23 protein-coding genes and 2 pseudogenes are annotated in these 19883 nt (G+C 39.1%); 22 read left to right on the plus strand and 3 right to left on the minus strand.

What is annotated here, in order from left to right; translation table 11 throughout:
• The 5 genes from CA598_RS27285 to CA598_RS27305 all read left to right on the plus strand — a co-directional run.
• Nucleotides 1–206: dihydrofolate reductase family protein (locus CA598_RS27285; RefSeq protein WP_256990671.1), on the plus strand; the 206-nt coding region annotated here is incomplete at its 5' end.
• 47 nt (nucleotides 207–253) lie between these two features.
• On the plus strand, nucleotides 254–565 hold the full coding sequence (locus CA598_RS27290; RefSeq protein ID WP_094873147.1) for a hypothetical protein: 312 nt from the start codon (nucleotides 254–256) through the stop codon (nucleotides 563–565).
• Complete coding sequence (locus CA598_RS27295) at nucleotides 516–1457, plus strand: site-specific integrase (protein WP_143812187.1); 942 nt, start codon at nucleotides 516–518, stop codon at nucleotides 1455–1457. The genes CA598_RS27290 and CA598_RS27295 overlap by 50 nt, the downstream gene beginning before the upstream one ends.
• Nucleotides 1435–2088: a TniQ family protein gene (locus CA598_RS27300; RefSeq protein ID WP_094873144.1), complete on the plus strand. Its 654-nt coding sequence runs from the start codon at nucleotides 1435–1437 to the stop codon at nucleotides 2086–2088. Before CA598_RS27295 ends, CA598_RS27300 begins: the two co-directional genes overlap by 23 nt.
• Nucleotides 2089–2595, plus strand: coding sequence for a hypothetical protein (locus tag CA598_RS27305; RefSeq protein WP_143812186.1), 507 nt, complete (start codon nucleotides 2089–2091; stop codon nucleotides 2593–2595).
• A gap of 596 nt (nucleotides 2596–3191) precedes the next feature.
• Here CA598_RS27305 and CA598_RS27315 read toward each other — a convergent pair.
• Nucleotides 3192–3686, minus strand: a complete 495-nt coding sequence (locus CA598_RS27315; RefSeq protein WP_042132212.1) for an arsinothricin resistance N-acetyltransferase ArsN1 family A — start codon at nucleotides 3684–3686, stop codon at nucleotides 3192–3194.
• A gap of 499 nt (nucleotides 3687–4185) precedes the next feature.
• Here CA598_RS27315 and CA598_RS27320 point away from each other — a divergent pair, with 499 nt between their 5' ends.
• The 9 genes from CA598_RS27320 (at nucleotide 4186) to CA598_RS27360 (ending at nucleotide 10191) form a co-directional block, all read left to right on the plus strand.
• A complete protein-coding gene (locus CA598_RS27320) occupies nucleotides 4186–4611 on the plus strand; it encodes an arsenate reductase ArsC (RefSeq protein ID WP_042127998.1) in 426 nt (141 codons plus the stop codon).
• A 237-nt stretch (nucleotides 4612–4848) separates the two neighbouring features.
• Complete coding sequence (locus tag CA598_RS27325; protein ID WP_094873140.1) at nucleotides 4849–5172, plus strand: ArsR/SmtB family transcription factor; 324 nt, start codon at nucleotides 4849–4851, stop codon at nucleotides 5170–5172.
• A gap of 110 nt (nucleotides 5173–5282) precedes the next feature.
• Complete coding sequence (locus CA598_RS27330) at nucleotides 5283–5627, plus strand: ArsR/SmtB family transcription factor (RefSeq protein WP_094873138.1); 345 nt, start codon at nucleotides 5283–5285, stop codon at nucleotides 5625–5627.
• 53 nt (nucleotides 5628–5680) lie between these two features.
• Nucleotides 5681–6739 (plus strand): ACR3 family arsenite efflux transporter, encoded by a 1059-nt coding sequence (gene arsB, locus CA598_RS27335; RefSeq protein ID WP_042128004.1) that lies wholly within the window; start codon nucleotides 5681–5683, stop codon nucleotides 6737–6739.
• Nucleotides 6740–6795: 56 nt separating this feature from the next.
• Nucleotides 6796–7215, plus strand: coding sequence for an arsenate reductase (thioredoxin) (arsC, locus tag CA598_RS27340; protein ID WP_094873137.1), 420 nt, complete (start codon nucleotides 6796–6798; stop codon nucleotides 7213–7215).
• Between the two features lie 57 nt (nucleotides 7216–7272).
• Complete coding sequence (gene arsD / locus CA598_RS27345) at nucleotides 7273–7635, plus strand: arsenite efflux transporter metallochaperone ArsD (protein WP_094873135.1); 363 nt, start codon at nucleotides 7273–7275, stop codon at nucleotides 7633–7635.
• Between the two features lie 17 nt (nucleotides 7636–7652).
• Complete coding sequence (arsA, locus tag CA598_RS27350) at nucleotides 7653–9458, plus strand: arsenical pump-driving ATPase (RefSeq protein WP_094873134.1); 1806 nt, start codon at nucleotides 7653–7655, stop codon at nucleotides 9456–9458.
• The gene (locus CA598_RS27355; protein ID WP_094878541.1) at nucleotides 9455–9736 is read left to right on the plus strand and encodes an iron-sulfur cluster biosynthesis family protein; all 282 of its coding nucleotides are present in this window, start codon (nucleotides 9455–9457) and stop codon (nucleotides 9734–9736) included. Before arsA ends, CA598_RS27355 begins: the two co-directional genes overlap by 4 nt.
• Before the next feature lie 20 nt (nucleotides 9737–9756).
• Nucleotides 9757–10191, plus strand: coding sequence for a protein-tyrosine phosphatase family protein (locus tag CA598_RS27360; RefSeq protein WP_094873131.1), 435 nt, complete (start codon nucleotides 9757–9759; stop codon nucleotides 10189–10191).
• A gap of 532 nt (nucleotides 10192–10723) precedes the next feature.
• Here the strand turns inward: CA598_RS27360 and CA598_RS27365 are convergent.
• Nucleotides 10724–11704: pseudogene (locus CA598_RS27365) on the minus strand (arsenic resistance protein).
• 278 nt (nucleotides 11705–11982) lie between these two features.
• On the opposite strand from CA598_RS27365, the gene CA598_RS27370 reads away from it, so the two are divergent.
• The 8 genes from CA598_RS27370 to CA598_RS27400 all read left to right on the plus strand — a co-directional run bounded on the left by CA598_RS27370 (nucleotide 11983) and on the right by CA598_RS27400 (nucleotide 19725).
• Nucleotides 11983–12351 (plus strand): ArsR/SmtB family transcription factor, encoded by a 369-nt coding sequence (locus CA598_RS27370; protein WP_094873130.1) that lies wholly within the window; start codon nucleotides 11983–11985, stop codon nucleotides 12349–12351.
• Nucleotides 12344–14476 carry a heavy metal translocating P-type ATPase gene (locus tag CA598_RS27375; RefSeq protein WP_094873129.1) on the plus strand — a complete coding sequence of 711 codons (2133 nt, stop codon included), beginning with the start codon at nucleotides 12344–12346 and terminating at the stop codon, nucleotides 14474–14476. The genes CA598_RS27370 and CA598_RS27375 overlap by 8 nt, the downstream gene beginning before the upstream one ends.
• 167 nt (nucleotides 14477–14643) lie before the next feature.
• The gene (locus CA598_RS27380) at nucleotides 14644–15915 is read left to right on the plus strand and encodes an IS110 family RNA-guided transposase (RefSeq protein ID WP_094873128.1); all 1272 of its coding nucleotides are present in this window, start codon (nucleotides 14644–14646) and stop codon (nucleotides 15913–15915) included.
• 631 nt (nucleotides 15916–16546) lie between these two features.
• Nucleotides 16547–17353 (plus strand): class I SAM-dependent methyltransferase, encoded by an 807-nt coding sequence (locus CA598_RS27385; RefSeq protein ID WP_179281710.1) that lies wholly within the window; start codon nucleotides 16547–16549, stop codon nucleotides 17351–17353.
• A 30-nt stretch (nucleotides 17354–17383) separates the two neighbouring features.
• Nucleotides 17384–17818, plus strand: a complete 435-nt coding sequence (locus CA598_RS27390; RefSeq protein WP_094873125.1) for a MarR family winged helix-turn-helix transcriptional regulator — start codon at nucleotides 17384–17386, stop codon at nucleotides 17816–17818.
• Nucleotides 17819–17853: 35 nt separating this feature from the next.
• On the plus strand, nucleotides 17854–18915 hold the full coding sequence (locus CA598_RS27395; RefSeq protein WP_094873123.1) for an FAD-dependent oxidoreductase: 1062 nt from the start codon (nucleotides 17854–17856) through the stop codon (nucleotides 18913–18915).
• A gap of 246 nt (nucleotides 18916–19161) precedes the next feature.
• The gene (locus CA598_RS32455; RefSeq protein WP_179281709.1) at nucleotides 19162–19302 is read left to right on the plus strand and encodes a hypothetical protein; all 141 of its coding nucleotides are present in this window, start codon (nucleotides 19162–19164) and stop codon (nucleotides 19300–19302) included.
• A gap of 57 nt (nucleotides 19303–19359) precedes the next feature.
• Nucleotides 19360–19725: an arsenic metallochaperone ArsD family protein gene (locus tag CA598_RS27400; protein ID WP_094873122.1), complete on the plus strand. Its 366-nt coding sequence runs from the start codon at nucleotides 19360–19362 to the stop codon at nucleotides 19723–19725.
• On the opposite strand, the pseudogene CA598_RS33380 reads toward CA598_RS27400, so the two are convergent.
• Nucleotides 19700–19883, minus strand: a pseudogene (locus CA598_RS33380) (putative iron-sulfur cluster-binding metallochaperone); the annotation flags it as partial. The gene CA598_RS27400 and the pseudogene CA598_RS33380 overlap by 26 nt on opposite strands.

Here is a 19883-nt window from a genome sequence, read left to right on the forward strand (position 1 = left end):
CGAGTAAGGAGCTTTTTTCTTTGTTTTCCAATGAGGATATGGAATTCATCCATCTATTTCGGGGGAATGTGCAGGGCATTATGGTTGGCAAAAATACAATTTTAACGGACAATCCCTTTCTTACTAATCGGTATGAGGAGAATAAAAATCCAATCCGTATCATTCCAACAACGACCTTCCAAATCACTATACTCTACAGGAAATGACACGCCAAGACTTTATAGAGTATGTAGATTTTCTTAAAAGGAATCCAATGGGAGGGAAAAGCCCATCACAATACCATAATCAACCCCCTAGCGATTATGGTATTTGGTCGATGATTGCAAATATTGAAAATTTCATAACCTATCTGCAACGATATGGATGGGAAGAAGCACCTCTGAAACCCTCAAGGTCGTTGATTTATCAAGAAGATAGACCAAAATTAGAGAAAAAAAAGATCACCGAATATAACTATTTAAATGATAATATTTGGGAACAAATAACCAACAAAATTCATTTATTAGATCCTCAATATGTGGCCTATCGTTATTTTATTGGAGGCGACTGGATTTCATTTAGTTGATCTTCTTACACTTAAACTAGACTGCTTGCAAAAAAGAGACGATGGGTATTGGATTGTTTCAGAGCGAGATAAAATCAAATCAGTTCCAATAAGTGAAGATATTTATAGCATGGTGAAAGCACAAAAGATATTTATTCATGAAAAATTTTCAGAAGAAGAAAACCCCGAACACTTCTTGTTTCTGAGATATAAGGGAAAAATGAAAGATCGTGGCAGAACATATTTGCAACCTTCTCTTATACGTCAACTGAATATTTTTGCTGAGCAGCAACAAATTATAGACCTGAACGGTAAAATATTTCGGTTTGGAGCGTCACCATTTCGCCACCGTTTTGGTATAAAAAAAATCAGTAATGGGGCCAGTATCCTAGATGTACAAAAACTATTGTCAAATGTAACTCCAGAAATGGCTGTTATTTATGCCAAGATCCACGATCATAATTTACAAGTTATTTGGGAACATTCTCATGAGTATGGGGCTGTACGCCTAGACCCGATAACCGGTGAGGTCATCCAGACTAAAATCCTTGATCAGGCCTATGAAAATAATGTAGATATCGATTGGTTAAAGAGAAATCTAACTGAAATCAGACTTGAACAAGGTTATTGTATTAAATCCCCTCGTACCCATTGTCAATTTTTGAGTCAAACTCATGAACAGCCCTGTATAATGTTTAAGTGCTCAAGCTTTTACATCGATTCTTCTTTTCTTCCTTATTACGATCAACAGATTTCCATGATTAATCAACAAATTGAAGAGGGAAGTATGCACGGGAGATCTCGTTTAGTCGAAATATTGAAGGGAAAGTTAGAAAAATTCGTTGAAATAAGAGAAAAAATTAACACTCAAAGTAAGGTGGAGCAGTCTGATGAGTATGAATCAAGTGGATAGTCCCTTGAAGGGATTCGAATCGTCTTGGTCTATCATTGAAAAGATCAAGAAAGCAAATGTTGTAAACTCACGGCAACTGTTGCAGAGATATGGACCAGAGCTTCCAATAACAGGCGGTTCTATTATTAGTAAAAAATATTTAAGTTTATGGACTTTTGAAGGATTCGATCACCAAAAACTTACTCAAGCACTAGGGTATTCATTAAGTGACCATACCGAGGGCATAAAAAAAAGATTAACTCAGATGTTTCCAACCTACATCAAGTCAGAATCCCTGTTTAGAGACACTCTTCATTTTTGCAAAGAATGCATGAAACTGAATTATCATAGCTTGTTGCATCAATTCAAATTTATAGAAACTTGTCCGTTTCATCTGTGTGCCTTAGACAGCGAATGTCCATCTTGTAAGAAATCCATCCCCTATTTATTACCCCGACATGAGTACGAATCGGGGTTTATTTGCAATTGTGAAGAATGCATAAATAATCAAGATGTCCAACAGCATTTAGTAGCTAGTCGTACCTTAAAAGATCCTAATGTTATCGCATGGTTAAGCCTAACAGAAGAAAATATAGAATGTCTTCAAAAAACAGTGATCTTCAGACCTTTTTTAGTGTCGAATTTAAACTAGATGGAAGAAATGATAAACCTTGTACAAGTAAATACTGACGAAGTTCACTACTCATCAATTTTTGATTTGAATATTGATGTACCCAATAGAGATACTGTGGAAATGAACTATAAAGATATTTATTTATCGCTTGCAAAAACACTAGAAGCATTTGAAAAACACCTTTTGTGTACTACCCTAAAAAAACATCAACATTGTATAAAGAGATTTGTTGGTATGTACAAGAGAAGAGATGAAAAGTTCCCACCTATTTGTCCCTACGCCTATGCTTACGTGTTTTGGAAAGAGAGTGTTTACCATATCAACCCTTTTATAAATGAGGGGAAGAGATATACTCATAAAAATATAAAACCTTTTGATCTTCCATTTCATTTTTTTGAAGAAGGCTTTAAGGAGCTATTGATGGTCTTTAATCGCAGTGATTATCGGATGATGAAGTGGATATTAAATCACTTATTATGGGAAGTAGCTAGTAAACATTTCAATAAAATGGCTAACAATCGCTAATCAGTATGCCAAATTACAGATTAGACCTTTAATTGATACCTCATACAAAGAAACTGACACAATGATCTTGTTTAATCTAAAGAAGAAAAAAATGCTGAAATATACTAATGATGAAACGCTTATGATCACAACATATTGTCCCTTCGAAAGTAAACCTACATTTGATCCTGAAGAGATTTCCTTTCTCCCAATGCGGTTGGCAATGTCAAAAGGAATGAGTGAAGAGAAGAAAGCAGCAGAAAAATACTTACAGGGATTGAGAATTCTCACTACGATTAGATAATCAATTTGAAGGTATCATCGTAAAACTCATTTCTGAAATCCCAATAATACAGTTTGTTTCAAAAGAAATATAAAGTTAACAAAGGCTTTTCTACATATTACTACGGATCAGACTACGTATTTACCTTTTGTAATTCGTCCAAGTGCGGTTCACTTATTATTTAGACCCTGGGCAAGAACTTAATCCCTTTTCCAAAAAAAGACGAGAATACATGCCATAAATTCATTTTTTAAGATGTTAAATTGAGAGAATAGTTAGGAAATGGTTACACTAAGAGATACTCGGCAAATTGTAAGTACATCAAACCTTTTTTTTACAACAGTTTCTCCATAATCATCACGTCTATAAATTCCCCATCCATAACACCTTGCTTCTCAAAAATGCCAACCTGTCGATAATCCATCTTTAGATATAATCTTTGGCCCCCTTGATTGAATGGGAAGGTGAAGAGAACGATTTTATGAAATTCATTTTCTTTTGCTATCTGCTCTAAGGACTTCAATAGAGAGCTGCCGATACCTTGCCCACGAAACCTGCGATCAATATAAATAGAAAGATCAGCTACGCCCCTATAGGCGCATCGTTGTGAATAGGGGTTAAGAGAGGCCCAACCAAGCACTTCTCCTTCTCTTTCCGCTACAACAACGCTAAAACGTCCCTGGTGATCTTGGAACCATGCTTCCATATAAGACGAATCTTTGGACTCGGTTTCCAATGTAGCAATCCGATCCTCAATACCCTGATTATAAATGCGAAGGATACTTTCTGTATCCGCTGATGTTGCCTTACGAACAATTAACGCAGTCATCATCTGTACCTTCCCCCTATATAAAATATATTTATTTATCACAATAATCACATAAATACGATGTTCTGTTCGAACCTAGAAATCAAATATTCATCGCAGGATTAATAATTTAATGCAGAAATAAATAAGGGGAATCACCCTGTTGCTGGTGTGCCACATCTGCAGTGAGATAAAGTACGTACACTTTGATCATTAGGATTTTGCGTTCTTCTGGGAAGGATCGCGTGCTACGCAGTTATTCAGTAAGCCTAAGCGCCGAGTCATTATTTGAAATAACTCTCGTGCGTTTTCCATTATTTTCACCTCATACATAAGTTATAATCGTAAAACTTGCAAAATGCAACTAAAAATCGAAATGGGTAAATCATGATTTTGGAAGGTCGATATTATAAAATTAGTGTGGCTTTATTAAGTTTTTACATTGCGATAACATAAAGCGCGATTATTATATAATGATTTAATTATATAATGATATACAAATAGAAAGGGGTTGAGAAGAATGCAACAACCAATTCATCTTTATTTTCTTTGTATCCAGAATCGTTGCCGAAGTCAAATAGCCGAGGCTTTTGCCAGACATTATGGTGGTGATCATGTGGTCGCTGAAAGTGCCGGACTTGAATCCGGAGATATCCATCCATATACCATTGAAGTCATGAAGGAAATAGGAATTGATATTTCAAACAAAAGCTCAAAAACAATTGACATGAAAACGTTTATGCAATCGAAAGTCATTATAAAGTTATGTGAACAAGTCAATGAAAAATGTCCAATCGTTCCCTTTGCCATCAAAAATGTTCAATGGAATGTTATTGATCCGTTAACACATGATGGTCTTCTGGGAGACGTAAGAGCTGCAAGGGACGAAATCCAACAGAAAGTTATTGCGCTATTGAAGGAAATGAAAATACCAGTTAATGAGTAAAAATCTTTGTATCGATTTCGGGTGTAGTATCATCGAGTATTCAGTTGTGGTCATGTGGATGAGCATTGTCCGCATTGCCTTCAAGAGTGGAAAAGGTACAATGAGGTTCGAAGATCTGGCAAAATTTTAAATAAACCTAATGTATCTACAGAAATAGCCTTTCTTGATTTTGAAGGAATCAAACAATAATATATGATTATATATTATTTTGTTCGTATTCTTGAGAGGACTGTGTATATGTTCGATATGGAAATGGCTGGAAAACTGAAATTATTAGGTGACAAAACCAGACTCACAATAATGGGACTACTGAAAGATAAAGAATGGTGTGTGTGTGATCTAGTGGGGATTTTAGATATGACTCAGCCCAATGTCAGTCAACATTTAAGGAAATTAAAGGCGCTGGGAATGGTTAAGGAAAGAAGAGGTGGACAATGGGTATACTATTCACTTGATGTGGATGATAAGCCTTTTATTCAAACCGTTCTAGATACTCTACCCGATACTCAGACGTTGCTGTCTTTGTTAAAAGAGAACTATACTGAGGCTGATTGTGATTAATCGAATGATTTAAGTCTCATGAAGGAACATTTAGATCCCGATTTTTATATAACCATATGCTTATATAAGCATATGGTTATATAATGATGAAGGAAAAGGAGGAACGGAATATGAGTTTTTCTCTAGATGATTTGGATGAAATATCATTGGTATTAAAGCTATTGGGGGATAAAACGAGGCTTACCATGATGAAACTGTTGGAGAAGCAAGAATGCTGTGTATGCGAACTTGTCGAAGTTTTCAAAACGAGTCAACCGTCTGTCAGTCAGCATTTACGCAAACTAAAGGATGCAGGTCTGGTAAAGGAAAATCGGAAGGGTCAATGGATTTTTTATTCGATCAATTCTAATAGTATTCATAATGAGTTAATTCAGAAATTGCTGAACTTTGTTCCTTCACAAGATCATGAATTGGAAGAGCTCGATAAGAAAGGTCTTAGAATTTCTTGTAATTAATACGTGCAAGGATCTAAGTGATAAGGAAAACTTATCAAAGGAGATTGAACAATATGAGTCAAAGAGAAAAGAAGTTGTCTTTCTTGGATCGTTATTTAACCTTATGGATCTTTGCGGCAATGGGAATTGGGATTTTGATCGGCTTTTTGATACCTAGCTTTTCGGAAGGTTTATCGAAGATGCAGGTCGGATCGACTTCAATTCCTATAGCCGTGGGATTGATTCTGATGATGTATCCACCGCTGGCTAAAGTGAAGTTTGAGAAACTGGGAAGAGTATTTAAGGATTGGAAAGTCCTACTGCTCTCCTTGGTGCAGAACTGGATTATCGGTCCAGTATTAATGTTTCTGTTAGCCATCTTATTTCTGAGCGATATGCCGGAATACATGATTGGTTTGATCATGATAGGTTTGGCTCGATGTATTGCTATGGTTCTCGTATGGAGTGATCTGGCAAAAGGCGACCCGGAATATACAGCAGGTTTAGTAGCTTTTAACTCCATATTCCAAATTATTTTTTATTCCGTTTTTGCATATCTGTTCATCACAGTAATGCCCGGATGGTTTGGCGTACAGGGAGCAGTTGTAGACATTACGATGGGGCAAATTGCGGAAAGCGTAATGATTTACTTGGGTATTCCATTTGCAGCTGGAATATTGACGCGAGTGATTGCGCTGAAGACAAAGGGTGAGGCTTGGTTCGAGAAGGTTTTCTTGCCAAAGATTGGTCCTCTTACTTTGATTGCCCTTTTATTTACAATCGTGTTGATGTTTTCACTTAAAGCAGATTTAATGATTCAGCTACCTATGGATGTCGTTAGAATCGCTATACCGTTATTAATATACTTTGTCATTATGTTTTTCTTGTCCTTCTGGATGTCCAAAAAAGCGGGAACTTCTTATCCGGTAGCAGCCTCACTTTCTTTTACTGCAGCCAGCAACAATTTTGAACTGGGTATTGCAGTGGCCATCGGTGTGTTCGGATTAAATTCAGGGGCGGCATTTGCCGCTGTTATCGGACCGCTTGTTGAGGTGCCTGTTCTTATCGGGCTTGTAAACGTCTCATTATGGTTCGGAAAGAAGTACTTTAATAAACCGTCACCTGCTGCCTAAACAAAGCATCAAAAATATAGTTACTATTACCTTCAATATAAAGGAGATTATCTATCATGGAAAAGAAAACAATTTACTTTTTGTGTACTGGAAACTCTTGTAGGAGCCAGATGGCTGAAGGCTGGGCAAAGAAATACCTCAGTGATGAGTGGAATATTTACAGTGCAGGTATCGAAGCACATGGTCTTAACCCTAAAGCAGCGAAAGCTATGAATGAAGTAGGTATTGATATCACGTCTCAGACATCCGATATTATTGATTCAGAGCTATTAAATAACGCTGATCTGGTGGTTACCTTGTGTGGAGACGCTGCTGATAAGTGCCCGATTACACCTCCAAAGGTGAAACGGGAACACTGGGGATTTGATGATCCTGCGAAAGCGCTAGGAACTGACGAAGAGAAATGGGCTGTATTCCAGCAGGTCCGTGATCAGGTCGGAGCACGAATTAAACAATTTGCTGAAACCGGCGAATAAGGAATAGTCCAGCCGGGAGAAATCCCGGTTTTTTTCTACAGAAAGGAGATTAAATATATGAACTCTATTGAAATCTATGATCCAGCGATGTGTTGTTCCACAGGAGTATGTGGTCCGAGTGTTGATCCGGAATTAATTCGGATCTCTGCAGTGGTGCATAACCTGAAGAAAAGGGACGTCAATGTTTCCCGTTATAACTTGTCCAGTGAGCCGGCTGCTTTTGTTGCGAATGAAGTTGTTAAACAATTACTGACTGATGAAGGCCCAAATGTATTACCTGTAATTATGGTAGATGGTCAGGTCGTTAAGAAACAAGGTTATCCTACTAATGAAGAGTTAGAGAACTGGACAGGGATTCCGGCTTTTGAACTTACGATGAAGCCTAGAGTGCGTTTAGATCTAAAAGTGAAGTCACAATAAACGAAAGAAGGGTCAACATGTCTATTCGGTTCGATCCACATACCATCCTGAAAACGCCATATTTTTTCTTTACAGGTAAAGGTGGCGTTGGGAAGACTTCAACTGCTTGTGCAGTAGCAGTTGCCTTAGCGGACGCCGGTAAACGGGTTCTGCTCGTGAGTACCGATCCGGCCTCTAATTTGCAAGATGTCTTCGGCCGGGAGTTGTCCAATCAACCCGTCGCAATTGAAGGTGTGCCCAATCTTTTTGTCGCAAATTTAGATCCGGAGTCCGCTGCGGAAGAGTATAAAATGAAAGTTGTTGCCCCGTATCGTGGAGTCCTACCTGATTCAGTTATCAGCACCATGGAAGAACAGCTATCCGGTGCATGTACCGTTGAAATTGCAGCTTTTGATGAATTTACGACGCTGCTTACTAATGAACAATTAAAGTCTCAATTTGATCATATTCTGTTTGATACCGCACCTACAGGTCATACACTGCGTTTATTACAATTGCCATCGGCGTGGAGTGGATTTCTGGATGAAAGTACGCATGGTGCATCTTGTCTGGGGCCTCTGGCTGGTTTAAAATCCAAAAAAACACTATATAACGAAGCCGTCCGCACCTTATCAGATGGTGAAATGACGACGCTAATTCTGGTTACCCGTCCGGAACAATCTCCGCTAATGGAAGCAGCACGTGCATCGTCAGAACTTCGGGGAACAGGTATCAAGAACCAAATGCTGGTCATTAATGGTTTGCTGTTATCTCACAGCGAAGAGGACCCTGTATCTAAAGGGTTTTATAACAGGCAGCGGCGGGCTTTGGAACAATTGCCTGCTGAACTCCAGGAACTGCCGAATTATGTTATTCCATTAGCTCCATTTAACGTGACTGGACTTGAAAGCTTACGTAATCTTTTCCAATCGGATCCGTTGGCATCTACCGAAAAAGTAAATGCTGTGGAGATTGACCGTTCCATTCCGGATCTTGGTGGTTTGATTAATGATCTGGAGGAAAGTGGTATTCGAGTGATCTTTACAATTGGTAAAGGAGGCGTAGGAAAATCCACGGTAGCTTCTGCGATTGCTGTAGGGCTTGCAGAACGTGGACACCGGGTCCATCTCAGTACGACTGATCCTGCCGCCCATCTAGAGTATGTGTTTGGAGAGAATTCAGATCGCATCACACTCAGTCGAGTCGATCCCAAAATCGAACTGGAGAGATACCAGGCAGCAGTCATTCAACAAAATTCGGAATCGCTTGATGAAGAGGGACTCGCTTTTCTAGAAGAGGATTTAAGATCGCCGTGCACAGAGGAAATCGCAGTGTTTAGGGCTTTTGCTGATTTGGTTGAACATTCAGAAGAGGAAATCGTAGTGATTGATACGGCGCCGACCGGACACACCCTATTATTGCTTGATGCAACTCAGGAGTATCATAAAGAAATTGCCCGTTCCTCTGGATGGATTCCAGATTCCGTTCAACATTTGCTCCCTCGTCTTCGTAATCCGAAGGAAACCAGTGTCGTAATCGTCACGTTAGCGGAGGCAACACCTTTTTATGAAGCCTCTCGTTTAGAGTGTGATCTGGAGCGTGCCGGCATTCCAACAAAATGGTGGGCCATCAACCAAAGCTTTGCTGCTGCAGGAACAAATGACAAAGTTCTGAATGGGCGTGCTCATGCCGAGCTACAATGGATTAGTAAGGTTAAAGAAATCTCTAATGGTCATGTGGCAATCATTCCTTGGAAACCGGACGAAATTACAGGGTATGAACAATTGAAAGCTTTGACGGGAAAGTATCTCAAGATAGGAAAGAGAGTGAATGAGGAAAAATGACGATTACGGATGAAGCGAAGCAGTTTATTGAGAACATGATGAAGGAGGCAGGGGTCTCTACTTTGCGGTTTGCATATTCCGGAGCAGGATGCTGTGGACCCAGTTATCAATTGTCGCTTGAGAAACCGCAAGAAAATGATGCGGTGAGCGTAGTAAATCATATTCAAATTGCGGCAGATTCCCGGGTGGCTGACCAAATCGGCGGACTTGTCCTTGATTTTGTGCAGGACGAGCAAGACGCAGGACTAACTATGAGTGGCGGCAGCAACTGCTGTTAAGCCGACAGGAGAGAGCTATTATGGCAAATTACCACGCACTTATCGAGAATAAAGTATATATTGGTGGAGAGAATGCTTTGCTTGAAGCCCTTAAAGAGAATGAGATTACAGATGTGTTTGATTTGAGAGATAACGGAACGGAGGCAGAAGGCTTTCCAACCGAAGTAACCCGTCATCACTTCCCAATCGTAGAGGATGAAGCAGGCCAAGGGTCTTATGTGAAAGCAGCTATTCAGGCAGTTACAGACGCAGTGAACAGTGGAAAGACGGTGTATTTTCATTGTGCAGGGGGTCGTAATCGCACAGGAACAGTAGCCACTGGAGTTTTACTTGAACTAGAAATGGCTTCTACCGTAGAAGAAGCGGAAGCTTTGGCCAAAGAAAAACGTCCAGACATCAATATCAAGCAAGAAATGCGTGATGTGTTGAGAGGGTTTTATGTCAGCAGAAAATAAAGTATTAGACTGAATATCTTTATTTCACGCGGCTTTTCGAATTGTCATACCGTCAGACCCCATAAATAAGTTTAAACTGACCCAAGAAATTGAAACAGCGACAGCAAAGGACGAGAAAATAAAGTCCTAGACTGTCGCTATTTCATTGAACTAACGTTCCACGTTAGTTGAAACATTATTTTTGTTAATGTTCTATGTCTTTCCAATTTAAATAAGCTTGGAACATCTCAACAAAAGTAAGATTATGTTTACTTGAAATATTCTTAACCACCTGAATAAATCCTCTGAGTTCAACCTCTTTATTTTGAAAACCAATCGTATTGACGAGTTTTTTTATCTCCGAGTATATCGTCGACCATCGCGTACACCCCTGCACCTTTAACGCTAAATTCTTTATACAGTCTATCCACTGTTACAAAAGAAGGGTTGGGTGTTTAACGTAATCTAAATTTAATAACAACAGCAGACATCAAATTGGCCAGTTGCCGTTGATTGGGCTATAGTTTCCCCGTTAGTGTAATACTTTCTAGCCTCAATTTTCATTTACCTTTAGATCTCTATAAATATAATTAGGCACGAAATTGATATATAACAGTTCTGCGATCAATTCAATTACTGTTTGGGTTACTATTACTGATGCTGCGATTGTAGCCATCTCTTCTGGTAAGGTAAGGGCCAGAGGAAGTACAACAAGGGAATTTCGTGTTCCTGCGCTAAAAATCAGTGCACGCCCATCTGGTGGCCCGATACGAAAAATAGATGATATCGTTCGAGAAATAACTGGTGACACAATATGAAATAATACATAAATTGGTATCACTGCAATAATGACATTGAAATCCTTTACAACCCTATCAATTTGAGAGCCTATCACTAAAAAGAGTACGAATGCCATAAGCGGGACGGGGAGCCACGCAGTGTAGTCCAGTGCTTTAATACCTCGTGTGCTTTTTTTATTTGAGAACTGAATAGCTAAAGCGAATAGTAAAGGAATGATGATTAAATAAACAAAAGCTTCAATAAAAGGACCAATTCTAACTATTTGTGATGCCTCATTACCAATGAACAGCCAAAGATAAAAAGGCAGCATAATCATTTGGACAACAAAAAGTACTGGAGTAGAAGCAAGAATTAACTTTTCATTTCCTTTACCCAATTGGGTAAATACTATGACATAGTCTATACATGGAGTTAGAAGTACCAAGCAAACTCCAATTAGAACTGGGGTAGGCTGAGGAAAAACCTTGATTAATAAGAATACAAGCAAGGGAATTAAGATAAAGTTAACAAGCAATAAGGCTCCTATGAAGCGTCCATTAGAGAATGCTTCCTTTAATTTCAGAAATGGAATTTGACAAAACATACTGAATTAAAGGACAGCAATCACAAAGGAAACCAAGGATTCTAGGAAGCCACCTATTCGTGGACTTATTAATCCCACTATCCCTCCAACAATTAAGGCTACTACGTATACGGAAATTTGGTTCGTTTCTAAACTCTCCCTTTGAGGCACCTATCCACACTCCTCTTGTTTACCCGGATTATATCACACAGTTTTGTAAGTGTTCTTCTAATGCCTATTAATAACATATTGTTTTTTATTTTCTAGGTTTCCCCCTTGGTAATAACTATGAACAAACCAATTTTAAGCAGGATAGCTCAATAAATTTTGTTTAAAGAATTAGGATTCCTAATTCTTTTTTTAATTTCATTCAAGTATCCACTTGAATATTTCCGAAAAAAGAGTATAGTATATTCAAACAGACACTTGAATGATAATGGAGTGAGAAAATGGGTAAAAAAGATACTTGTGAGATTTATTGTTACGATGAAGAAAAGGTGATTCGAATACGCGGGGATTTACAAACAATTGATATATCTAGTGTTTCCCAATTGTTTAAAGCTATAGCTGATGAAAATAGAGCAAAAATCACCTATGCATTGTGTACGGATGAAGAGCTATGTGTTTGTGACATAGCAAATATAATAGGGTCAACGGTGGCTAATGCTTCTCATCACTTACGAACACTTCATAAACAAGGGGTTGTGAAGTATCGAAAAGAAGGGAAGTTGGCATTCTATTCATTAGTTGATGAACACATTAAACAGTTAATCATTATTGCTTTAGCACATAGTAAGGAGGTTGAGATAAATGTCTGATCAACAAACGAAATTATCCGAACAAGAAATGAAAACCTATAGGGTTCAAGGGTTTACCTGTACAAACTGTGCAGCTATCTTTGAAAATAATGTTAAAGAACTACCAGGTGTACATGATGCAAAAGTGAATTTTGGAGCATCTAAAGTTTATGTTAAAGGTACGACAACAATTGCAGAATTAGAAAAAGCTGGAGCATTTGAAAATCTAAAGATTCGCGATGAAAAAGAACAAAGAGTAGAACGTGAACCATTTTGGAAGCAAAAAGAAAACATTAAGGTGTATATTTCAGCTATATTGCTTGTTATTAGTTGGTTTTTAGGAGAGCAATATGGGGAAGATCATCTTCTTCCGACGATTGGTTATGCAGCGTCCATTTTAATTGGCGGATATTCACTATTTATTAAAGGTCTAAAAAACATAAGCAGATTAAAATTCGATATGAATACGTTAATGACCATTGCTATTTTAGGAGCCGCGGTAATTGGTGAATGGGGTGAAGGAGCAACAGTTGTTATTTTTTTCGCTATCAGTGAAGCATTAGAGCGTTATTCAATGGATAAGGCTCGTCAATCTATTGAATCATTGATGGATATTGCTCCAAAAGAAGCGTTAATTCGTCGTGGAAATGAAGAAATGATGATCCACGTTGATGATATTCAAGTTGGAGATATTATGATCGTAAAGCCTGGTCAAAAATTGGCTATGGATGGAGTTGTCATTAAAGGTACTTCTACGTTAAATCAGGCTGCGATTACGGGTGAAAGTGTTCCAGTAACAAAAACAATTGATGATGAAGTGTTTGCTGGAACTTTGAATGAAGAAGGGTTGCTTGAAGTTAGAGTAGCAAAACGAGTTGAAGATACTACACTTTCAAAAATTATTCATCTTGTTGAAGAAGCTCAAGCAGAACGAGCACCTTCTCAAGCGTTCGTCGATAAATTTGCGAAATACTATACACCAGCTATTGTTGTCTTGGCTCTGTTAATCGCTGTTGCTCCTCCATTACTATTTGGCGGTGATTGGAGTGAATGGATTTATCAAGGTTTAGCTGTATTAGTGGTTGGTTGTCCGTGTGCATTAGTTGTTTCAACTCCGGTTGCCGTCGTCACTGCAATAGGAAATGCTGCAAGAAATGGTGTTTTGATCAAAGGTGGAATCCATTTAGAAGAAGCAGGAGCCCTTAAAGCGATTGCTTTTGATAAAACTGGGACATTAACAAAAGGTATTCCTGCAGTAACAGACATCGTGACGTATAGTGGAAACGAAAACGAATTAATGATGGTAACTGCAGCTATAGAAAAAGGATCGCAACACCCACTTGCTTCAGCCATTATGAGAAAAGCAGAAGAAATTGGATTGAATTTTAATAGCCTGTCAGTTGAAGAGTTCCAATCTATAACAGGTAAAGGGGTAAAAGCAAAAGTAAATAATGAAATGTATTATGTTGGAAGTCCATATCTTTTTGAAGAATTGCATCAAACGATTGAAACTTCTATTAAAGAAAAAATTATTCATATGCAAACAGAAGGAAAAACTGTAATGGTGTTAGGGACGAAAATAAAGATTCTGTCGTTAATTGCCGTAGCAGATGAAATGAGAGAATCGTCCAAAGAAGTCATCAGTAAATTAAATTATATGGGAATTGAGACAGTGATGCTGACCGGTGATAACCAAAGAACCGCAGCAGCAATTGGAAAACAAGTCGGTGTTTCTGATATTAAAGCTGATTTACTACCCGAAGATAAGTTGAATTTTATTAAAGAACTTCGAGCAAAGCATCATAGTGTAGCAATGGTCGGGGATGGCGTAAACGATGCACCAGCACTTGCAGCTTCTACTGTTGGTGTAGCGATGGGTGGTGCCGGGACTGACACAGCCTTAGAAACGGCTGACATTGCGTTAATGTCTGATGATTTAAGAAAATTGCCATATACCATTAAATTAAGCCGCAAAGCTCGTGTCATCATCAAACAAAATATTACCTTCTCTTTAGCAATTAAAATAGTGGCATTACTGTTAGTTATGCCTGGTTGGTTAACGCTATGGATAGCAATATTTGCCGATATGGGGGCAACATTGCTTGTGACATTAAACAGTTTAAGGTTATTGAAAGTTAAAGAATAAATTTAATTATGTAATCAAGGCAGTAATCTATTAAGCTAACTGGACACGATAGCATTCCTGTAGAGCGTTAATTATCAGCTTTGCAAAAAAACAAGCGCCTCGGTACGATGGGAGTACGCAACGGGTCATAGCCCTTTAAATCCCATCATCCAGGAGGACGCTCTACTATGAAGTTTAAATCGCAGGACAGACAAAATCAACTCATTGAAAAAATTACCGCCCAGCATCTAGTCGTAGGAATCGACATTGCTCAGCAAACGCATGTCGCTCGTGCTGTTAACTTTCGAGGAATCGTGGTCGGTAATCCTCTATCCTTTTCTAATGATGAAGAGGGTTTTCAATTCCTTCTTCGTTGGATTCAAACGTTGCAATCCACACACGCTTTAACGGAGGCTATTGTTGGTATGGAGCCTACCGGGCACTATTGGTTTAGCCTATCCAACTGGCTTTCGGATCGCCAGTTTGAAGTCGTTCTAGTCAATCCACATCTCGTGAGAAAAAATAAGGAGAACCGCGACAATACGCCATCCAAGAGCGACAAAAAGGATGCTCTGGTCATCGCTGATATGGTCAAAAACGGCTATTATTTGTTCATTCGCAACACACCAGAAGCCTTCGAAGAATTACGTGTCTTTCTCTCAAACCGCGACTCTGTCGTAACGAGACTCGTTAGTGCGAAGAACCAAATCCATCGCTGGGTCGACGTTGTTTTTCCTGAGCTGCGACAAGTCTTCAAAAACATCATGTGTACAGGTTCACTAGCCACACTTCGTCTTTTTCCTACACCCGAAGAATTGTATAAACTTCAGCCTCAAGACGTCCTGCAAGGTTGGAAATCGGTTATGAAACGGCATTCTGGTGAACCAAAGGCCAAAGCTCTTATCTCTTTTGCTAGCCGTTCTGTTGGCACTAAGCAAGCATTGCATGCCTACAAACTTCACTTGAAGCAACTTCTCGATGAGTACGACCTTGCTTGCCTGCAACTAAAAACGGTAGAGACAGAGATTGTTGCCGTTCTAAAACGTATTCCATTTGCTGAATCCATGCTTGCTGTCAAAGGGATAAGTGTTATTTCACTAGCCGGTATTCTAGGTGAGGCAGGGGATTTAAGCGGATTTGTGCACGGCAATGCCTTGCTGCGCCATGCTGGGCTAAACCTCGCAGAAGCTAGTTCAGGCAAATGGACTGGACAAATGAAGATTAGCAAACGAGGACGATCTCGTCTCCGCCGTTTCATCTTTATGATGACCATGAGTTTAGTAGCAAGTAATTCGGAGTTTAAAGCCATGCATACCTACAATGTACAAGTAAAGAAGATGAAGAAAATGAGGTCTATTATGAAACTGTGTGGAAAGTTAGCTCGAATACTTGTAGGGATGGCCCGCAGTGGCGAAGCTTACAACCCTCCAAAAACAATGCCTATTCAGCTCGCAGCTTAACCTATAACCTACCGTTTCGTAGCACGAGTATTGGCTTATTTGCAGGATTTCAAAGAAAGCACGGAGTACCGGATATATTTAACCAAAGGGCACAGACCCGTAACGATAGCAAGACCGGCCTCCACCCCTTGGACAGGCGTAACGAAGGAATGAGAGGGCACAGACCCGTTGAGACATGGGAGTGAAAACCTCCAAGGGAGGCGTGGAGAAAGCGTGCAGTAAATGGAATTATATGGGGCAGGATATGTTCCCCACTATTCCCGTGCGTCTTCATGTTGCCGAAGTCTAACACGGAGTTCCCCTTCTGATCTTTCACCCCTTACCCACCGGGCGAAATCCTGCGAATAAGCGAGTATTAGTGAGAAAACTATATCGTATCGAGGGAGTTAAACATAAAGGGTTCCACATATTAGTCATGCATAATATGTAGAACTCTATATTTTATTTGATTTTCATAAGTTTAGGTCTTGATAATTTTCAGTCTAAAACATTATTTTCTTCTGACATTTACCCTTCACAATCAATAAAATTCTACCATGTGAAGACTATTTCCAAACGGACATAGTCTTTTTTTATTTAACTGTTGTAAAATACAACAGTTGTGTGTTACATTTTAGTGGGAGGGATGAAGATGAAAAGAAAAGGAATACATCAACCAACCATTGAGGATGCCATTGAGATTAGTGGAATAGAAACACTGCATCCTGGAGGCTTTGCTTTAACTAAACGCACTGCAGAGATTGCAGAGCTTAAACAGGGGATGCGGGTTTTGGATGTATCCAGTGGAAGAGGAACTCAAGCAATATTTTATGCAGAGAACTATGGGGTTCAGGTGACTGGATTAGACATCTCAGTAAAAATGATCGAGTCCGCGTCGAACTCTGCTAGATTGGCCGGTATGACGGGCTGTGTCTCCTTCCGTCAGGGAGATTCTCAGGCTTTACCCTTTGGTGATGATACCTTTGATGTGGTAATTAATGAATGTGCGGTTGGAATCCCGGATGATTCAGAACAGGTTCTGAATGAAATGGTGCGTGTTGTGAAACCTGGTGGTACCGTAGTGATCCATGAATCCATCTGGAAAAAGCAAGTGACGGAAAATGAGAAGGAAGAACTAGCTGAAAGGTACGGAACGACTCCTTTGGAATTAGAGCAATGGAATGAAATGCTGAGAAAATCGGGTGTCGTCAACATTATTGCGGAGTATGAAGAATGGTCACAACCGGAAAAATTCTGGAAGGTTCGAAAAGATCGAGATGTTAAGCATCATTCGAAGCTGCTTACTTTACCCGAAAGACTGATAACCTTGAAACGGATTGTGCAGAAGCATGGAATTAAAGGTGTATTTAAGGTTATGGAGAACGAGAAGATTTTTTTTAAAGCTGTACTAGATGGCAAGATAGGATATAGCCTGTATAAAGGGGTTAAAGGTTCGTAATATTTCTCTATTCATTATTGAGGTGAAACCATGGAAAATGTAGATTTACTTAGGAATTTAATGAGAGCTTTCGATAAAAACATTGGTGCTCTAGAGAAAACACAACTCATGTGTTGCGGAGCAACGATCGGACAATGCCATGCTATTATGGAAATTGGGCTTGCGGGTGAAATCTCACTCATAGATCTGGCTAATGTACTTAATCTGGATAAAAGCACCATGAGCAGAACGGTAAATAACTTAGTAGCAGATCATTGGGTTGAAAGAATTATTGATCCGAACAATAGGCGTTATGTGAAGCTGATGCTTTCAACCAAGGGACAGGTTTTAAATGAGCAAATTAGTGCTGTTCTTAATGCATACTTTGGAAAGATTATGAATGATATACCGGAGAACAAACGGGAGCAGGTTACAGAGAGCCTAGAACTGTTGATCTATGCGTTAAATAAGAATAACTGCTGTTAACTACATTCTCGGTTAAAAAGAAAGGATGAACAACAATGTCCAAAGTTGTAGATACCATTGTCATTGGTGGTGGGCAGGCGGGTCTCGCATCCGGTTATCATTTGCAAAAGGCTGGACTGGATTTCATGATCTTGGAAGCCGGTGATCAGCCGGGGGGGGCTTGGCCACAATATTATGATAGCCTTAAGTTGTTTTCTCCTGCACGATATTCGTCATTACCAGGTTTCGCTTTCCCAAAAGATTCAAACGAGTACCCGTTACGTGATGAGGTCATCTCCTATCTACGTGTATACGCTGAGAAGTTCAAACTTCCATTAATGTTAAATAGCAAAGTGGAACGAGTCGAAGCTGTCAACGGCGGCTTTGATATCATAACTTTAAATGGCAAGAGATATCGAACCAAATCGACTATTAGCGCATCGGGTTCTTTTCATCGTCCATATATTCCTAATCTTCCTGGAACTGAGTCTTTTCAAGGAAACCTTCTTCATTCGTCCGAATATAAACGACCTGAACCGTTTCGCGAGCAGCGTGTTATCGTTGTGGGACGGGGAAACTCGGGCGTTCAAATCGCAGTAGAACTGGCCGATTATGCCACCGTATCTTTAGCTGTTCAACATCCAGTCAAATTTACTCGTCAACGATTTCTAGGGCTTGATCTTCATTTCTGGTTGAAAATGACTGGAGTTGATACATTTCCATTCTATCGAATCGGTAAGGAACCTCCGAGTCCCGTTTCTGTATTCGACCTTGGTGGATACCGTAAGAAAATAGACAACGGCAATCCGAATCAAAAACAAATGTTCTCAGGTTTTTATCCTGAAGGTGTCATTTGGGCGAATGGAGATAAGGAACCCGTCGACAGTGTGATATTTGCCACGGGCTATCGTCCTAATATTCCGTTTCTTCATCAGACTGGTGCGCTTGCTATGGATGGCAGACCACAGCATGTTGCCGGTGTGAGCACAGAAGTTCCGGGACTGTATTATGTAGGATTAGCGAATCAGCGGTCATTTGCGTCAGCTACGATACGAGGTGTAGGAGCAGATGCTAAATATGTTGTACAACATATTACACGGTTCCTTCGAAAACCATAACTCCTGAACTAATCAAATACAGTCAGTTTTGAATAATACATGGATGTATTGGGATGAATGGAGTTGATTAATTTTATATTTGCATTTTGCAAATAATTATAATATAATGAAAACAACAGTTGATAATAAAACGCCCGATTTTTATGTTATTTCAGTCGATTGGTAGGATAATCATGTATATTTTTCATTTTATATATTTGCATAACGCAAATAATATTCCGTGCCATTGTAAGGAGGTGAGAGGTAATGAATAATGACTCAGTTAAGTTTACAGATGAAATTTGTTGTCCAGATGCTAAGGTTCAACGAAAAGTGAATATCGAAAATGAAGAAACATGTTGTAATGAACCCGAAGATAAGGGGTGTTGTCCTGCAGATGAGAATTAGTTATTTGGGATTTACCGTTACATCATTTGATTTGAATCGAAAAAGGAGACCACTACCATGAAAAAAATCGATGTGTTTGATTCAGGGGGATGTTGTTCAACCAACGTTACAGATCCTAAAGCTAAAATGAATTCCATTCGTTTCTCTGCAGCTGCTAATAATTTATTTGTAAAAGGTTATGACATTAACAGATATAGTTTACTAAGCCATACAGAAGTATTTAATTCTAATGAACAAGTAAAGACGCTAATGGATGCTGATTTGAACAATTTACCTATCACAATAGTTAATGGGGAAGTCGTAAAAACTCAAGATTTCCCATCTAATGAAGAGCTTTCAGAATGGCTCAATATTTCCGTCGAAGAGATATTAAAAAAACAAACGGTGAATATTCAAATTAACTCTTGTCAAGATTCCGAATGAATGTAGTGACATTGCCCAAACAACAGGCACCTTGTGGGTTATTAATCTCACATCCACAACGATTAGCTTGAACTTGCTCTCGTATATGTTTAATTGGATACTGATTTTCTTGAACAGCTTTTATTAAACGTTCTCTTGTCCATCCAAAGCAGTAGCAA

Source organism: Paenibacillus sp. VTT E-133291 (assembly GCF_002264395.1).
In the GTDB taxonomy this organism is placed as follows: domain Bacteria; phylum Bacillota; class Bacilli; order Paenibacillales; family Paenibacillaceae; genus Paenibacillus_AQ; species Paenibacillus_AQ nitricinens.

Bases quoted from the DNA above. Each gene is read 5' to 3' on its own strand.
- CA598_RS27295 (WP_143812187.1), top strand. From the start codon at position 516: ATGTGGCCTATCGTTATTTTATTGGAGGCGACTGGATTTCATTTAGTT.
- CA598_RS27325 (WP_094873140.1), top strand. From the start codon at position 4,849: ATGTTCGATATGGAAATGGCTGGAAAACTGAAATTATTAGGTGACAAA.
- CA598_RS27385 (WP_179281710.1), top strand. From the start codon at position 16,547: ATGAAAAGAAAAGGAATACATCAACCAACCATTGAGGATGCCATTGAG.
- CA598_RS27370 (WP_094873130.1), top strand. From the start codon at position 11,983: ATGGGTAAAAAAGATACTTGTGAGATTTATTGTTACGATGAAGAAAAG.
- CA598_RS27300 (WP_094873144.1), top strand. From the start codon at position 1,435: ATGAGTATGAATCAAGTGGATAGTCCCTTGAAGGGATTCGAATCGTCT.
- CA598_RS27355 (WP_094878541.1), top strand. From the start codon at position 9,455: ATGACGATTACGGATGAAGCGAAGCAGTTTATTGAGAACATGATGAAG.
- CA598_RS27320 (WP_042127998.1), top strand. From the start codon at position 4,186: ATGCAACAACCAATTCATCTTTATTTTCTTTGTATCCAGAATCGTTGC.
- CA598_RS27315 (WP_042132212.1), bottom strand. From the start codon at position 3,686: ATGACTGCGTTAATTGTTCGTAAGGCAACATCAGCGGATACAGAAAGT.
- arsC (WP_094873137.1), top strand. From the start codon at position 6,796: ATGGAAAAGAAAACAATTTACTTTTTGTGTACTGGAAACTCTTGTAGG.
- arsA (WP_094873134.1), top strand. From the start codon at position 7,653: ATGTCTATTCGGTTCGATCCACATACCATCCTGAAAACGCCATATTTT.
- CA598_RS27330 (WP_094873138.1), top strand. From the start codon at position 5,283: ATGAGTTTTTCTCTAGATGATTTGGATGAAATATCATTGGTATTAAAG.
- CA598_RS27380 (WP_094873128.1), top strand. From the start codon at position 14,644: ATGAAGTTTAAATCGCAGGACAGACAAAATCAACTCATTGAAAAAATT.
- CA598_RS27395 (WP_094873123.1), top strand. From the start codon at position 17,854: ATGTCCAAAGTTGTAGATACCATTGTCATTGGTGGTGGGCAGGCGGGT.
- CA598_RS27390 (WP_094873125.1), top strand. From the start codon at position 17,384: ATGGAAAATGTAGATTTACTTAGGAATTTAATGAGAGCTTTCGATAAA.
- CA598_RS27305 (WP_143812186.1), top strand. From the start codon at position 2,089: ATGGAAGAAATGATAAACCTTGTACAAGTAAATACTGACGAAGTTCAC.
- CA598_RS32455 (WP_179281709.1), top strand. From the start codon at position 19,162: ATGAATAATGACTCAGTTAAGTTTACAGATGAAATTTGTTGTCCAGAT.
- CA598_RS27360 (WP_094873131.1), top strand. From the start codon at position 9,757: ATGGCAAATTACCACGCACTTATCGAGAATAAAGTATATATTGGTGGA.
- CA598_RS27400 (WP_094873122.1), top strand. From the start codon at position 19,360: ATGAAAAAAATCGATGTGTTTGATTCAGGGGGATGTTGTTCAACCAAC.
- CA598_RS27290 (WP_094873147.1), top strand. From the start codon at position 254: ATGGGAGGGAAAAGCCCATCACAATACCATAATCAACCCCCTAGCGAT.
- arsB (WP_042128004.1), top strand. From the start codon at position 5,681: ATGAGTCAAAGAGAAAAGAAGTTGTCTTTCTTGGATCGTTATTTAACC.
- CA598_RS27375 (WP_094873129.1), top strand. From the start codon at position 12,344: ATGTCTGATCAACAAACGAAATTATCCGAACAAGAAATGAAAACCTAT.
- arsD (WP_094873135.1), top strand. From the start codon at position 7,273: ATGAACTCTATTGAAATCTATGATCCAGCGATGTGTTGTTCCACAGGA.